Consider the following 14,267-nt stretch of genomic DNA (forward strand, 5'->3'; position numbering starts at 1 on the left):
GGAGATCTACGCCTTCTTGACCGGCAAGACGCGCGCGATGCCGAGGGATGTCGCCGAAAAGCTGGCGCGGGCGGCGCGGACGCGAACCGAAGACATGTTCCGATGATTTCGGTCGAGGATGCGGTCCGGCGGATCGTTTCGGCGTTCTCGCCGGTCGGCGCCGAGACGGTGGGGATCGGCGCGGCAGCGGGGCGCGTGCTGGCCGAGGATGCCGTCGCGCGCATGAACCAGCCACCCGATCCGGTCTCGTCGATGGACGGCTATGCGGTGCGCGCGCCGGATGCGCCTGTGGGCGCGACCCTGAAAGTGGTTGGTTCGTCGCCCGCGGGGCATCCCTATGGCGGAACGCTGCGGGCCGGCGAGGCGGTGCGCATCTTCACTGGCGGCGTGGTGCCCGAGGGCGCCGACAGCATCGTCATCCAGGAAGACACGAGCGCGAGCGACGGCCGCGTGACCGTGAACGCCGCCGCCATCGCGATGCGGCATATCCGCGTCGCCGGCCTCGACTTCAAGACGGGCGATGCCATCGTGAAGGCCGGGCGGCGGCTTTCGGCGCGCGACGTGTCGCTGATCGCCGCCGGCGATATTCCGGCGGTGCGGGTTCGCCGCCGGCCGCGCGTGGCGCTCGCGGCGACGGGCGACGAGCTTTCGCCGCCGGGAAACCCCAAAAAGCCGGGCGGTATCGTCGCGTCTTCCGGCTATGCCCTCTCCGCGATGATCGCGCGCTGGGGCGGCGAGACGCTCGACCTGGGCATCATCCCCGATAAGGCGGAAGCAATCGCGGCCATCGCCGACCGCGCGGCGGGCGCCGACCTGATCGTCACGCTGGGCGGCGCCTCGGTGGGCGATCACGACCTGGTGCAGAAGGCGCTGGGACCGCGCGGCTTCGAGCTGGACTTCTGGAAGGTCGCGATGCGGCCGGGAAAGCCGCTGATCTTCGGCCGGCTCGGCGCAACACCGCTGCTTGGCCTGCCGGGCAATCCGGTCTCGACGCTGGTCTGCGCGATGCTGTTCCTCAAGCCCGCCGTCGCGGCGCTGCTGGGAACGGAGGCGCAGGACGAGGCCGTGACGATGCGGCTCGCGCGCGAGATGAAGGAAAACGACGGGCGCCAGGACTATGTGCGGGCGCGGCTGACCACGAAGGACGGCGAGCGCTTCGCCGAGCCGTTCACGATCCAGGATTCATCCATGCTGAGCGTCCTGGCGCGGGCCGACGCGCTGATCGTGCGCCCGCCCCGCGCGCCGGCGGCGAAGATCGGCGACGCGGTGCCAGTGCTGGTACTCGAATAGAAAGAGCGGGCGCTGGGCCCGCTCTTTTCGTGTTCTCAATGATGGTGGCCGCCGCCGCCGTGCCCGCCACCATGTCCGCCACCGCCATGGCCGCCGCCACCATGCCCGCCGCCCCTGTGGCCGCCGCCATGGCCGTGGCCGCCGCCACCAAAACCAAAGCCGAGCGTCAGGCCCGATCCGTAATAGCCGGGGCCATAATAGTGATGGTGATGCACGTGCCAGCAACGATATCTGTTGCACACGACCCGCGCGTCGGCCGGCGCAACCGCCGCCGTAAGCACCGCGCCGGCGACGCCTGCCGCGAGCGCGGCACGCATGAGGACATTGCGAAAATTGGGCATTGCGAACTCCTTGGTGCTGGCCCCCTTGGTGGGAACTCCCGCGCACGCAATGTGTTGCGCAAAAAAGAGCGGGCCTGACGCCCGCTCTTTTCGTTCGTTAGCGGTGGTGGCCGCCGCCATGTCCGCCACCGTGGAAGCCACCGCCGTGCCAGCCACCATGGTAGCGACCGCCGCCGAAACCAAAGCCGAACGTCACGCCGGGGCCGTAATAGCCAGGCCCATAGTAGTAGCTGGGGTAGTAGTAGGGATCGTAGTACGGATCGTCGTAATAGGCGTGCACATGCCAGCAATGATACCGGTTGCACACGACGCGCGCCGACGCCGGCGTGGCCGTCAGCGCCGCCGTTCCGCCGAGCACCGCCGCAGCCAGCGCCGCCCGCGTGAGAACTTTTCCGAACTTCGTCATCGCAACCTCCTTGGCTGCCTCTCCCGTCCCGGAAACGTGCGGCGGAATATGGCGTTCCGGGCATGACAAAATGAGACAAGAAGAAGAGCGGGCCTTGCGGCCCGCTCTCTCCGAGGCTGGCCGGGGTTAGAACGTCACCCACAGGCCGTTGCGCCAGTAGCCGCGGCCCCGGTGATCGCCACGCCAGCGGTATCCATACCGATGGTGATAGCGCCAATCGTCGCCGTAGAAGCGGACGCCGAGCGTCGCCGGATAATCGTAGCGATCCGTCACATGCCAGCAATCGCCGAAACGATTGCTGGCGGTGCGCGCGTCGGCCGTCGTGGTGGTCGCGGCCAGCGCGCCGATGCCGAGCACCGCGGCCACGGCGCCGGTGGTCATGAGTTTGCGGATGGTCATGGGGTTCGTCTCCATGTTGGGGTGCGCCCTCTCCGGTCCTCTCAACGGGCCGACCGAGAGTCCCGTTCCGGGAACCGCTGGAGTTTCATAGATGTTGTACGTTGACGCTTCGAAAGAACTAAAGTAGAACGATTCTCCGTGTTTCGGCTTTGTTCGCCCCTGCTTCGGGCGGCGCCGCTCAAGAGGGACGTGGAACTCATGCTCACGCGCAAGCAATACGAACTCCTGATGTTCATCCACGAGCGGATTCGGGAGTCCGGCGTGCCGCCGTCCTTCGACGAGATGAAGGACGCGCTCGACCTGAAGTCCAAATCGGGCATCCACCGGCTGATCACGGCGCTGGAAGAGCGCGGGTTCCTCAGGCGCATGGAAAAGCGGGCGCGGGCGCTCGAGATCATGAAGCTGCCGGAAAACGTATCGGATACGCTCAGGCCCGCGACGACGCGCAGCCAGTCGATGCGCGCGGCCAGTCCGCGCCACGGCAGGAGCGAGAACCGGATCTCGAACGACGCCCGCATGGCGGGCGGCCCGCGCCGGCCCGTCGGCGACGGCGAGGCCGCGGTCAACGTGCCGCTGGTTGGGCGCATCGCGGCCGGCACGCCCATCGAGGCGCTGCAGAACAAGGTCGGCGACGTGCCGGTGCCGGGCGGCATGATCGGGCGCGGCGACCATTACGCGCTCGAAGTGACGGGCGACTCGATGATCAATGCCGGCATCCTAGACGGCGACACGGTGATCATCCAGGAAGCCGATGTGGCGAACACCGGCGAGATCGTAGTGGCGCTGGTCGACAACCAGGAAGCGACGCTGAAGCGGCTGCGCCGGCGCGGCGATTCGATCGCGCTGGAAGCGGCGAACCCGGCCTATGAGACGCGGCTCTACGGCGCCGACCGGGTGCGCATTCAGGGCAAGCTGGTGGGCCTGATCCGGCGGTACTGAGGCTTCGGCTGGGCGCTCCACGGGCGCAGGCCCCTGTCCTGCTCCACGGTCTCGACGCGCAGCGGCGGGCCGATCCATACCGCATAGCCGTTGTCGCGCGCGATATCGAAACGATCGATCACGAGCTTGGGGCCGGCGCATTTGCGGCGCGTCGGAACGGCGCTGACCACGATGGCGGCCGTCGCGCAATCCTCCCCCAGCGCATCGATGCGCGAGACATCGGCGATCAAGAGGCCGTTCGCGGTGCGGGCGATGCAGCCGAGCGCGTCGCAATGCACGCCGTCCGATGGCGTGGCGATGACATCGTCGCCGGCGCGCGCGTCGCCGTCGCGCTTCAGCCATTCGGCGGCGGAATAATTGTCCTTGGCCTTGCGGAAAAGTTTCAACGCGCCATCGGGACCGCGGATCGCAACGGTGAGGCCGTCGCGCGCCACTAGCAGGTCGGGCGGCGGCGTTGCATAGGCCAGGCCGATGCCGAGCAGCAGCGGCGCGAAGCCGAACCAGCGCCAGGGCTTGCGCCACAATCCCAGCCACAATCCGCCGAGCGAGACCACAACCAGCGCGCTCACCGGCCAGGCCGGCATCACCGAAACGGCGCCCGGCAGGCCCGAGACCCAGCGGCCCATCGCCAGCATGACCTCGATTCCGAAGCCGAGCACGCGCAGCGGCCAGGCGTCGAGGCCGAGCGGCATCAGGAACACCGACAGCGCCGCCGCCGGCATGGCGACGAAACCCATGATCGGCATGGCGAGCAGGTTGCCGAGCACGGCGTAATGGGTGGCGCGGTCGAAATGGTAGATGGCGTAGGGCACGGTCGCGATGCTGCCGACCAGGCTGGTGGTCGCGATGCCGCGCATATAGCGGCGCACCGCCGCGAAGCGCTTCGGCGCGAAGGTTTCAGGGCGTGGCCGCGCCTGCTCCCACTCCGCCACGGCGATGAGGCCGACCACGGCGGCGAAGGACATCTGGAAGCCCGGCTCGATCAGACTTTCAGGGCCGAGCAAGAGGATGATCCCCGCTGCCAGCGCCAGCGTGCGCATCGAGAGCGCGGGACGGTCGAGCAGCACGGCCAGGAGCATGCTCGCCAGCATGACGAAGGCGCGCGTCGAGGCCGAAGAGGCGCCGGAGATCATCAGATAGAACGCGGCGGCGCCGAGCGCCGCGACCGCGGCCCATTTCTTGATCGGATAGCGCAGGGCGATCGCGGGAAACGCCGCGAGCAGCGCGCGCAGCACCCAGAACACCCCGCCGCCGACCAGCGCCATGTGCAGGCCGGCGATGGCGAGGACGTGCGCGAGGCCGGCGTCGCGCAGGGCCTGCTCGTCCGCGTCGGAGATCGCGGCGCGGTCGCCGGTGATCAGCGCCGAGGCGATACCGCCGGTGCTGCCGGGAAGCACTTCGTGGATGCGCGCCGTCATCCGTGTACGGAGCGTCTCGACGAACAGGTGCCAGCGGTCGCTCAAGGAGGGCTCGCCCAGCGGCGCGATGGGCTTGGGCCGGCCATAGGCATAGCCGACGCCGCCGAGGCGCAGGTAATAGGCGGCGCGGCCGAAATCATAGGCCCCCGGCGCGGCCGGGGCCGGCGGCGGCATCAAGACGGCGGTAACGTGCACCCAGGAGCCGGGCGGCGGCAGCGGCGTGTCGGCGCGCACCGAGATGCGCACCCGGGCGGGCGTCGTGCCGGGCGTGAAACGCTTGCCGCGGATGTCGCCCAGGACGAAGCGGATACCCTTGCCGTGCAGCTCGGCCGCCTCGATCCGGCCGTCGATCCCGAGGGGACCGATGCGCTGCGCGAGAACCGGCGCGGAGACGATCTCGGTGCGCAGTTTCGCGAGCGCAAATCCGAACGTGATTGCGGCGAGCGCGGCAAGGAGAATCCGCAGCGCGGCGTTCTGCGTGCCGGACACGCCGAAGATCGCCGCAACCGTGGCGAGCGCGGCAACGCCGGCCCAGGCCGGCGACGGCTCGAACGGGAGCGCGAAATAGACGCCGATGCCCGCGCCGAGGCCGGCCGGCAGCCAGAGCGGCCAGCGGTCGCGCTCGGCCAGCGCGGCGCGGCCGAGCGCGGCGAAGGCGCCGCCGAGAAGCGCGATCCAGCGCGCCGGAGCGGGCCACGCGCCGGCGGGCACGAAACGGCGAAAAGGGAGGAACCGGCCTGCTGTTCCCACACGGGTAACCGTTTGCTAGAAGCTCGCCGCAAACGCCGGCCACACCTCCAAGCCAAGCATAATGACCCAGAACAAGAAACCCGTCCTGCGCTTCGCGCCCTCGCCCACCGGCTACCTGCATATCGGCGGGGCGCGGACGGCGCTGTTCAACTGGCTCTACGCCCGGCATACCGGCGGCAGTTTCCTGCTGCGCATCGAGGACACCGACCGCGAGCGCTCGACCCCGCAGGCGGTGGACGCGATCCTGAAGGGCATGGCGTGGCTGGGCCTCGAATGGGACGGCCAGACCGTCTACCAGTTCGCCCGCGCCGACCGGCACCGCGCCGTTGCCGAGCAGTTGCTCGCCGAGGGCAAAGCCTATCGCTGCTTCGCCACCGCCGACGAGCTGACCCAGATGCGCGAGGCGCAGAAGGCCGCCGGCCAGCCGATGCGCTATGACGGGCGCTGGCGCGACCGCGATCCTTCCGAGGGCGGTGGCAAGCCTTTCGTCGTCCGTTTGAAGGCGCGGCAGACCGGCGAGACCGTGGTGCACGACAAGGTGCTGGGCGATGTGACGTTCCAGAACGACCAGCTCGACGACATGGTGCTGCTGCGCAGCGACGGCAATCCGACCTATATGCTGGCGGTGGTGGTCGACGACTATGACATGGGCGTGACCCATGTCATTCGCGGCGCCGATCACCTGAACAACGCCGCGCGGCAGCTCCAGATCATCGAGCAGATGGGCTGGCCGGTGCCGGTCTATGCCCATGTGCCGCTGATCCATGGGCCCGACGGCGCCAAGCTGTCGAAGCGCCACGGCGCGCTGGCGGTCGATGCCTATCGCGACATGGGCTATCTGCCCGAGACGATGCGCAACTATCTGCTGCGGCTGGGCTGGAGCCATGGCGACAGCGAGACGATCTCGACCGAGCAGGCGATCGAATGGTTCAACCTGGAGAGCATCGGCAAGAGCCCGGCGCGGATGGACTTCAAGAAACTCGACAATCTGAACGGCCACTACATCCGCCAGTCGAGCGACGCGGCGCTGACCGCCGAGGTCGTGGCGCTCCTGGACCACAAGGTGCCACCGCAGCCGCTGAGCATGGAGGCGCGCGAGCGGCTGACCCGGGCGATGCCGGGCCTGAAGGAGCGGGCCAAGACCATCGTCGAGCTCGCGGCCGCCGCCGACTTTCTGTACACGGATGGTCCGCGCACGCTGGACGCCGCGGCGGAGAAATTGTTGACGCCGGACGCGCGCGCCACGCTCGGCAAAATGCTGCCGGCGCTGGAGGCGACGGACTGGTCGGGGCCGGCGCTGGAGGCGGCCGCGCGGATGTTTGCAGAGAGTGCCGGGCTCAAGCTCGGCCAGGTGGCGCAGCCCTTGCGCGCCGCGATCACCGGCAAGGCGTCGTCGCCGCCTTTGTTCGATACCATGGCCCTCCTGGGACGGGACGAATCCCTCACCCGGCTAAGGGCTTATGCCGGCTGATGCGCCGGTAGGCAGCGACAAAATACAGGCAGGACAGGTGACGCGGTTAACCTGCCCGCCTATACTTGCTGCACTGCGACATAGCCCGGTCGGCCCCGCGCCGGACCCCAAGGAGCCAACGATGAGAGAGAGCAAGATCAAGCCCGCCGGCTCAGCCACCCTGACCTACAAGAACAAGGACTATAAGCTGCCGACCTTCGCCGGCACCGAAGGCCCCGAGGTCATCGACATCCGCAAGCTCTATGGCGACGCGGACGTCTTCACCTACGATCCCGGCTTCACCTCGACGGCAAGCTGCGAGAGCGACATCACCTTCATCGACGGCGACAAGGGCATCCTGCTCTATCGCGGCTATTCGATCGATCAGCTCGCGGAGCATTCCGATTTCCTCGAGGTCTGCTATCTGCTGCTGCACGGCGAGCTGCCGGACAAGGCGGAGAAGACCGCGTTCGACCGCTCGATCACCATGCACACGATGGTGCATGAGCAGCTGGCGCAGTTCTTCCGCGGCTTTCGGCGCGACGCGCATCCGATGGCGGTGATGTGCGGCGTGGTCGGGGCGCTCAGCGCCTTCTATCACGACTCCACCGACATCAACGATCCCAAGCAGCGCGAGATCGCCAGCCACCGGCTGATCGCCAAGATGCCGACGCTGGCGGCGATGGCCTACAAGTACACGATGGGCCAGCCCTTCGTGTATCCGCGCAACGACCTCGGCTACACCGAGAACTTCCTGCGCATGACCTTCTCTGTGCCGGCCGAGGAGTACAAGGTGAACCCGGTGCTGGCCAAGGCGCTGGACACGATCTTCATCCTGCACGCCGATCACGAACAGAACGCCTCGACCTCGACGGTGCGGCTCGCCGGCTCGTCGGGCGCCAATCCCTTCGCCTGCATCGCGGCAGGCATCGCGTGCCTGTGGGGCCCGGCGCATGGCGGCGCCAACGAGGCGGCGCTGAAGATGCTGGAGGAGATCGGCACGGTCGACCGCATTCCGGAGTACATCCGCAAGGCGAAGGACCCGAACGACAATTTCCGCCTGTCGGGCTTCGGCCACCGCGTCTACAAGAACTACGATCCGCGCGCCAAGGCGATGCAGATCCAGTGCCACAAGGTGCTGGACGAGGTCGGGCATGGCGACGATCCGACGCTCAAGGTCGCGATGGAGCTGGAGCGCATCGCGCTGCAGGACGAGTATTTCGTCAGCCGCAAGCTCTATCCCAACATCGACTTCTATTCCGGCATCACGCTGCGGGCGCTGGGCTTTCCGACCAGCATGTTCACCGCGCTCTTTGCCCTGGCGCGGACCGTCGGCTGGATCGCGCAGTGGAAGGAGATGCTGGAGGACCCGCACCAGAAGATCGGACGGCCGCGGCAGATCTACACCGGCAAGGGCCTGCGCGATTACGTGCCGCTGACGAAGCGATAGGTCCATCCGCGCGAACGCCGCCGGATGGCCATCCGGCGGCGATTGCGGCGGCCGCAAGCTACGCAGCAGGCCAGCGGACGGCGGACGCCGACCGACAGGCACATTCGCTTCGACCTCCACGGTCCGTGCGATGGGGGTGGGGCTTCCGATCCAGCGCCGGAACGCACCCGCCCTCTTCGCGTGGGTGCCTGCGACCGCGCACCCCGACCTGTCTGTTGACTCGCAGCCACGTTGGATCGGCACTTTCGGCCGGTCCCGGCGAAAGACGGACATGGCCGTCGCTCCAAAACCACAGCGTGGCAGGTATGCAACTATAGATTGTAGTTCAAGGGGTGAGATGGGAACTTTTTCTGACAAAATATCAACTACGGCGTCTCCACCCTGGCGGTAGGATTATTATCAGGCGTAGCATTTGGCGAGAAGGGGTACCGAACCTTTTAAGGAATCTTCGCCATGCCTTTGCAAATCGTCAGAGTCTCTTTTTGTCGGCCCGGAGATTCGAGCCCAACGAATCGCCACTATCCCGTTCCCGCCGAGACGCCAGACAAGGCGCTTGAAATCGTGAAAGCTTGGAAGCCCTTTACACTCGCGAGCGTTCCGGGGGTGCAGTTCGGACATGTTCCTGGGAGCATATTCAAGGTAACTGGCACCGCGTATTTCTAGCGGTCACGCCTCAACGAGAAATGCGCTGGCTTGCGCATATAACTGTCATCCCCGGCCGAGCATCACGAAGTGATGCGAGGGGAACGGGACCCAGGCGGTTACGCCGGGCCGGTGTTGGGGTTTTGACTCGGACCATTCTGTCGACACCGTTCGCGTTGCAACGCCTAGGTCCCCTTCCCTCGCCGCGCTGCGCACGGCTCGCCGGGGATGACAGCGAGCCTTATTTTGCGCCGGTGCGGCGCTCTCGCGTGCGTACGAAATCAACGATGGCGTGCGCCGCTCTTAGCGATGGTGCTTCGCTGCCTTCGCCCAATAGCTTCGCGACCTCGTCCAGGTCGGCGACCTGACGCGCGGCGGACGCCTTGTCCGTCAGCAGCGGCGTCACCGCTTCGGCCAGCGCCTGCGGCGTCGCCTTGTGCTGGAGCAGTTCGGGCACGGCCATGCGGTCGAGCAAGAGATTCACCAGCGCGAAATATTTAAACCGGAACAGCACCTGCGCCAGCGTGTAGGTCAGGCCGCCGACGCGATAGGCCACCACCATCGGCGTGCGGGCGAGCGCGAGTTCGGTGGTGACCGTGCCCGAGGCCGCAAGCGCGGCGTTCGCGGCCTTGAAAGCCGCGTATTTGTCGGCGTCGCCCTCGATGATGTGCAGCAGGGCCGGCCAGTTCTGCGTCGCGGCGCGGACACGCGCTGCGACATGCGGCACGGTCGGCAGCAACGTGATCAGGCCAGGCACGCGCTTGGCAATCTCGGCCACCGCGTCGCGGAAGATCGGCAGGATGAAGCGTATCTCGCTGGTGCGGCTGCCGGGCAGGACGCAGAGCACCGGCGCGTCCGGCGCGATGCCGAGCTTGGCGCGCAGTTCGGGGCCGCCGGTCATCAGCTTCGCACGCTCGATCACCGGATGGCCGACGAAGACGGTGTGGAGACCATACTTCTCGAAGAAGGGCGGCTCGAACGGCAGGAGCGCCAGCAGCAGGTCGAAATCGCGCGCCATGGCGCGGGCGCGGTATTGCCGCGACGCCCAGACCTGCGGCGCGACATAGTTGATCGTCGGGATCTCCGGCGCGAGGCGCTTGAGGCGCCGCGCGATGCGGTGGTTGAAGTCGGGGCTGTCGATCAGCACGACGGCGTCGGGCTTGCGCGTCATCGCGACGCCCACGATGTCGCTGACGCGGCGCAGGATGACGGGGATTTTCGGCACCACTTCGCGCAAGCCCATCACCGCGGTGTCCTTGAGCGGAAAGAGCGAAGTCAGGCCCTGCGCCGTCATCGCCGGTCCGCCCATGCCGAAGATGTTCACGCTGTCGCCGGCGACCACCTTCAGCGCGGCCATCAACTGGCCGCCGAGCAGGTCGCCGGACGGTTCGCCGGCCACCAGCATCAAGGACAGGGGTTTGGCGGGGAGCGTGCTCATGATTTCGTCGGCACCCCGACCACGAACAGGCCGAGCGCGTCGGCGGCCTCGGTCACGGCGGCGCGGCCCAGCACCAGCGCGGTATGCGCCTCGATGGCGATGCCGGCGAGACCGCAGGCGGCGGCGTTCCGCACCGTCGCGACGCCGATGGCGGGAAGATCGGTTTTGCGATCCTGGATCGGCTTGAGGGCCTTGACGAGGACGCCGCGGCCGGGCGGCAGCCTGCCCAACTTCGTCAGCATCGCGTCGGTGCCGTCTTTCGTCTCGATGGCGACGATCTTCCCGTCGCGCACGACGACCGCCTGTCCGACATCGCGAGCGCCCTGCGCGCGCGCCGCGGCGATGGCGATCGCGACGTCCCTTTCATCTTCCGGCGTCGGCGCCACCTTGCCGAGCGGGCCTTCGCCGATCTGGAGCCAGGGCGCGATGCTGTCGATGCTCTTGATCGACAGGCCCTCGCGCTCGAACAGGAAGACCATGGCGTCGAGCAGCGTGTTGTCGCCCCGCCGCATCGCCCAGAGCACCGGCAGAAACCAGGACAGGCCCTTGAGGTCATAGCGCAGCTTGAAGAAGTTCGGGCGCGAGACATAGCCCGCGAACACGACATCCTTGCAATCATGCGCGCGAAGCAGGCCGAGGGTTTTTCCGACCAGGCCCATCGAGCTGCGGTCGTGCGGAAAGCCGTTCACCCAGTCGCCGGCCAATTCGAGCGCGACGACGAAGACGCCGCGCCCGGCCTCGCGCGCGCTTTCGGCGATGGCACGCGGCAACTCGCCCCCGCCCGCGATGATGCCCAATGCGCTCACGGTCGCTCAGTCTTCGGCGCCGCCGCGCCTGCGATAGAGCGCGAGCGGCTGCTTGTGGTCGGCGAGGATGAAATCGGCGATCTCGGCGACCTCGCGCACGTTCGGCCACTTCAACTTGGCGTCCCGGGCGCGCTTTTCGACATCGCCCTCGGCGCCCTTGAAGATCAGCCGGAAGGCGGCGCGCATGGCGTTGATGACCTCGCGCGACAGGCCGCGGCGCTTCAGGCCGATCAGGTTGAGGCCCGCGAGCTCGATGTGATCGCCGAATGCCATGGCATAGGGGATGACGTCGCGGTTGACGCCGCTGATCCCGCCGATCATCGCGCCTTTTCCGACGCGGCAGAATTGCTGCACGGCGGAGAGCCCGCCCAGGATGACGCCCTGCCCGATCTCGGAATGGCCGCCAAGGACCGCGGCGTTGGTGAAGGTCACGTCGTCGGCGACGTGGCAATCGTGACCGACATGGCTCATCGCCATGAAGTAACCGTTGTTGCCGACCGTCGTGATGCCGCCGCCGCGCCGGCCGCCGCAGCTCATGGTGACGCCTTCGCGGATCACGCAATCGGCGCCGACGATCAGCTTGCCGTCGAAATCATTGCCGCGGATCTGGCCCTCGCCGCCGAGCACGGCCTGGGGATGGACCACGGTGCGGGCGCCGATCTCGGTGCTGCCCTTGACGACAGCATGAGAGAGAAGCCGCACCCCGTCGCCCAGTATGGCCTCGCGGCCGACCAGGCAGAACGGGCCGATCTCCACGCCCGCGCCGATTTTCGCGCCGTCCTCGACGATCGCGGTCGGATGAACCGCCATGCCGTCAGCCCGAGACGTCGGTGCGGATCATCGCGCTGAATTCGCCTTCGGCGCACAGCGCCTCGCCGACATAGGCCTTGCCCTCGAACTTCCAGACCGGACCGCGATGCTGCAGCGCCCTGACGTGCAGGCGCAGCACGTCGCCGGGAACGACGGGCTTGCGGAAGCGCGCCTTGTCGATGCCCATGAAGAAGACGTTGGGAGTCTTGTCGAGCGCCAGCGAGTGGACCACGAGGGCGCCGGCGGTCTGCGCCAGCGCCTCGACGATCAGGACGCCCGGCATCACCGCGAATTGCGGGAAGTGGCCGGCGAAATGCGGCTCGTTGAACGAGACCGCCTTGAACCCGTTGGCGCTTTCGAACGGCACGATGTCCGTCAGCCGCTCCACGAAAAGAAATGGCGCGCGATGCGGAATGAGCTTCTTCAGCGCCTCCACATCCAGGACCAGTTCCGACCGACCTTGCTCACCCATGGCTGTCAGATTTCGGCTTCTTTGCGAGTTTCGTCAATGCGTGCATTTCGCGGATCCATTCGCGGACCGGGCGAAGCGGCGCCCCGCCGTAATCCTGGCCCCCGGCATACTCGATTCCGGGCTGCGAAGCCGAACGGGCCGCCACCCGCGCCCCGGAGCCGATCTTGACGTGGTCGGCGATGCCGACCTGTGGGCCGATGATGACGAAATCGCCGAATTCGCAGCTTCCGGCAATGCCCGACTGCGCCACCAGGATGTTGTGGCGGCCGATATGGGTGTTGTGGCCGATCTGGATGAGGTTGTCGAGCTTGGTGCCCTCGCCGATCACGGTGTCGCCCAGCGCGCCGCGATCGATCGCGGTGCAGGCGCCGATCTCGACCCGGTCCTGCACGATGACCCGGCCGATCTGCGGAATCTTGATATGTCCAGCCGCGCCGGAGGCGAAGCCGAAGCCCGGCTGGCCGATCTGGGCGCCGGGAAGAATCAGAACCTCGTCGCCGATATAGGCGTTGGAGATCGTGCAATTGCTGCCGATCTCGCAGGCCCGGCCGACCGTCACGCCGCGCCCGATGACGGTGTTGGGACCGATCCGCGTGCCGTCGCCGATCTCCGCGCCGGGGCCGATCACGACGCCCGGGCCGAGCACGACGCGCGCGCCGATGGTGGCGGAGGGATCGACCGCCGTCTGCTGCGACCAGGCAACCAGGCTCGAGTCCGGATAGAACAATCGCGCCGCGGCGGCGAAGGCGTGCTGCACCGAAGCGCAGGGAATGGCGGTCGTCCCGGGCCGTAGCTGGAGCGGCCTGGCCGTCTTCTCCGGCACGAAGCAGAAGCCGGCCGAGCTCTGGGCCAGATCGGCGCCATGGCCGCCGCCCGCGAAAAAGCTCAAATGATCGGGGCCGGCGCCGGCCAGGCTTGCGAGGTCGCCGATCCTGGCGCGCGCATCGGCGCCCGCGGGCAGCGCCGCATCGACGGCCTTGCACACTTCGCCGAGCGCGAACGGACCGCGATTGTCGTAGAAGCGTGGATCGGCCATTCCGTCTTTCCGCCCTATTGCGGCGGGCCCGCGTTCTCCGGCAGCGGCGTCGGAACGACCTTCACCGTCTGCAGCACCTGATTGAGCCGCTGGATCGCCAGTCCGGTGACGTCGAAGGCGGGCAGCCATTCGAGCGCCGCGTTGCGGTCGAGCAGAAGGTTGCCGCCGCGTTCGATCATGATCTTCTGCAAGACCGGCTTCAGCGCGTTCAGCGCCTGGGTGCGCGCCGCGAGCAGGCCGCCCTGGATCAGGCTCTGCTGCTTCTGCAGGTCCGCCTGGAGCGCGTTGCGCTTGTCGTTGAAGGCCTTGATCTTCGCGTTCTTCACGGCGGGCGCCAGGATGGCGATCTGCTGCTGCAGCGCCTGGCCTTCCTTCTGGAGCGCGAGGTCGCGGGCCTTCAGGCCGTTCTGGGCCGAGGCGATCATCCCCCGGACCTGGGTCATGATGCTGACGCCGGCGTTCGACCGGCTGAGGACCTCGGCGCGGTCGACCAGCAGGATGCGCGGCATGGGCGCGCCCTGCGGGGGCGGGCCGGGAGGCGCCGCAAGGGCGGCTTGCGAAAGTCCGGCGAGGACGATGACCGCCGCGCCCAGGCGGACGATGTGCGATGTGAGCTTCAT

The 14,267-nt window shown here is 67.7% G+C and carries 14 protein-coding genes; 4 read left to right on the forward strand and 10 right to left on the reverse strand.

Translation table 11 applies throughout. The features are described from left to right. The first annotated feature begins 102 nt into the window (after positions 1 to 102). On the forward strand, positions 103 to 1,290 hold the full coding sequence (glp, locus tag WDM86_19360) for a gephyrin-like molybdotransferase Glp (GenBank protein ID MEI9992183.1): 1,188 nt from the start codon (positions 103 to 105) through the stop codon (positions 1,288 to 1,290). A gap of 35 nt (positions 1,291 to 1,325) precedes the next feature. Here the strand turns inward: glp and WDM86_19365 are convergent, their stop codons facing one another. The 3 genes from WDM86_19365 to WDM86_19375 all read right to left on the reverse strand — a co-directional run bounded on the left by WDM86_19365 (position 1,326) and on the right by WDM86_19375 (position 2,436). Continuing rightward, a complete protein-coding gene (locus WDM86_19365; protein ID MEI9992184.1) occupies positions 1,326 to 1,631 on the reverse strand; it encodes a hypothetical protein in 306 nt (101 codons plus the stop codon). Positions 1,632 to 1,728: 97 nt separating this feature from the next. Next, entirely contained in the window at positions 1,729 to 2,037 is a 309-nt protein-coding gene (locus tag WDM86_19370) for a hypothetical protein (protein ID MEI9992185.1), read from the reverse strand. Between the two features lie 126 nt (positions 2,038 to 2,163). Beyond that, positions 2,164 to 2,436, reverse strand: a complete 273-nt coding sequence (locus tag WDM86_19375) for a hypothetical protein (protein MEI9992186.1) — start codon at positions 2,434 to 2,436, stop codon at positions 2,164 to 2,166. Positions 2,437 to 2,634: 198 nt separating this feature from the next. Between WDM86_19375 and lexA the strand changes: the two genes are divergently transcribed. Then, a complete protein-coding gene (gene lexA / locus WDM86_19380; protein ID MEI9992187.1) occupies positions 2,635 to 3,375 on the forward strand; it encodes a transcriptional repressor LexA in 741 nt (246 codons plus the stop codon). On the opposite strand, the gene WDM86_19385 is transcribed toward lexA, so the two are convergent. Further along, complete coding sequence (locus WDM86_19385; protein MEI9992188.1) at positions 3,339 to 5,504, reverse strand: ComEC/Rec2 family competence protein; 2,166 nt, start codon at positions 5,502 to 5,504, stop codon at positions 3,339 to 3,341. The genes lexA and WDM86_19385 overlap by 37 nt on opposite strands. A gap of 100 nt (positions 5,505 to 5,604) precedes the next feature. Between WDM86_19385 and gltX the strand changes: the two genes are divergently transcribed. Both gltX and gltA read left to right on the forward strand, forming a co-directional pair. Next, entirely contained in the window at positions 5,605 to 7,014 is a 1,410-nt protein-coding gene (gltX, locus tag WDM86_19390) for a glutamate--tRNA ligase (GenBank protein MEI9992189.1), read from the forward strand. Between the two features lie 121 nt (positions 7,015 to 7,135). Next, entirely contained in the window at positions 7,136 to 8,443 is a 1,308-nt protein-coding gene (gene gltA / locus WDM86_19395; protein MEI9992190.1) for a citrate synthase, read from the forward strand. A gap of 883 nt (positions 8,444 to 9,326) precedes the next feature. Here gltA and lpxB read toward each other — a convergent pair. Genes lpxB through WDM86_19425 form a run of 6 tightly spaced genes read right to left on the reverse strand, consistent with a single transcriptional unit; the run spans position 9,327 to position 14,267 of the window. Further along, a complete protein-coding gene (gene lpxB, locus WDM86_19400) occupies positions 9,327 to 10,523 on the reverse strand; it encodes a lipid-A-disaccharide synthase (GenBank protein MEI9992191.1) in 1,197 nt (398 codons plus the stop codon). Next, a complete protein-coding gene (gene lpxI, locus WDM86_19405; protein MEI9992192.1) occupies positions 10,520 to 11,329 on the reverse strand; it encodes a UDP-2,3-diacylglucosamine diphosphatase LpxI in 810 nt (269 codons plus the stop codon). Before lpxI ends, lpxB begins: the two co-directional genes overlap by 4 nt. A gap of 6 nt (positions 11,330 to 11,335) precedes the next feature. Beyond that, on the reverse strand, positions 11,336 to 12,139 hold the full coding sequence (gene lpxA, locus WDM86_19410) for an acyl-ACP--UDP-N-acetylglucosamine O-acyltransferase (GenBank protein ID MEI9992193.1): 804 nt from the start codon (positions 12,137 to 12,139) through the stop codon (positions 11,336 to 11,338). Between the two features lie 4 nt (positions 12,140 to 12,143). Next, positions 12,144 to 12,611 carry a 3-hydroxyacyl-ACP dehydratase FabZ gene (gene fabZ / locus WDM86_19415; GenBank protein MEI9992194.1) on the reverse strand — a complete coding sequence of 156 codons (468 nt, stop codon included), beginning with the start codon at positions 12,609 to 12,611 and terminating at the stop codon, positions 12,144 to 12,146. Continuing rightward, entirely contained in the window at positions 12,604 to 13,647 is a 1,044-nt protein-coding gene (gene lpxD / locus WDM86_19420; protein ID MEI9992195.1) for a UDP-3-O-(3-hydroxymyristoyl)glucosamine N-acyltransferase, read from the reverse strand. Before lpxD ends, fabZ begins: the two co-directional genes overlap by 8 nt. A gap of 14 nt (positions 13,648 to 13,661) precedes the next feature. After that, positions 13,662 to 14,267, reverse strand: a complete 606-nt coding sequence (locus tag WDM86_19425) for an OmpH family outer membrane protein (GenBank protein ID MEI9992196.1) — start codon at positions 14,265 to 14,267, stop codon at positions 13,662 to 13,664.

Source organism: Rhizomicrobium sp., assembly GCA_037200045.1.
In the GTDB taxonomy this organism is placed as follows: Bacteria; Pseudomonadota; Alphaproteobacteria; order Micropepsales; family Micropepsaceae; genus Rhizomicrobium.

Excerpts from the sequence above, each read along its gene's own strand:
- glp (MEI9992183.1), top strand. The coding sequence starts at position 103 with ATGATTTCGGTCGAGGATGCGGTCCGGCGGATCGTTTCGGCGTTCTCG.
- WDM86_19365 (MEI9992184.1), bottom strand. The coding sequence starts at position 1,631 with ATGCCCAATTTTCGCAATGTCCTCATGCGTGCCGCGCTCGCGGCAGGC.
- WDM86_19370 (MEI9992185.1), bottom strand. The coding sequence starts at position 2,037 with ATGACGAAGTTCGGAAAAGTTCTCACGCGGGCGGCGCTGGCTGCGGCG.
- WDM86_19375 (MEI9992186.1), bottom strand. The coding sequence starts at position 2,436 with ATGACCATCCGCAAACTCATGACCACCGGCGCCGTGGCCGCGGTGCTC.
- lexA (MEI9992187.1), top strand. The coding sequence starts at position 2,635 with ATGCTCACGCGCAAGCAATACGAACTCCTGATGTTCATCCACGAGCGG.
- gltX (MEI9992189.1), top strand. The coding sequence starts at position 5,605 with ATGACCCAGAACAAGAAACCCGTCCTGCGCTTCGCGCCCTCGCCCACC.
- gltA (MEI9992190.1), top strand. The coding sequence starts at position 7,136 with ATGAGAGAGAGCAAGATCAAGCCCGCCGGCTCAGCCACCCTGACCTAC.
- lpxB (MEI9992191.1), bottom strand. The coding sequence starts at position 10,523 with ATGAGCACGCTCCCCGCCAAACCCCTGTCCTTGATGCTGGTGGCCGGC.
- lpxA (MEI9992193.1), bottom strand. The coding sequence starts at position 12,139 with ATGGCGGTTCATCCGACCGCGATCGTCGAGGACGGCGCGAAAATCGGC.
- fabZ (MEI9992194.1), bottom strand. The coding sequence starts at position 12,611 with ATGGGTGAGCAAGGTCGGTCGGAACTGGTCCTGGATGTGGAGGCGCTG.
- lpxD (MEI9992195.1), bottom strand. The coding sequence starts at position 13,647 with ATGGCCGATCCACGCTTCTACGACAATCGCGGTCCGTTCGCGCTCGGC.
- WDM86_19425 (MEI9992196.1), bottom strand. The coding sequence starts at position 14,267 with ATGAAGCTCACATCGCACATCGTCCGCCTGGGCGCGGCGGTCATCGTC.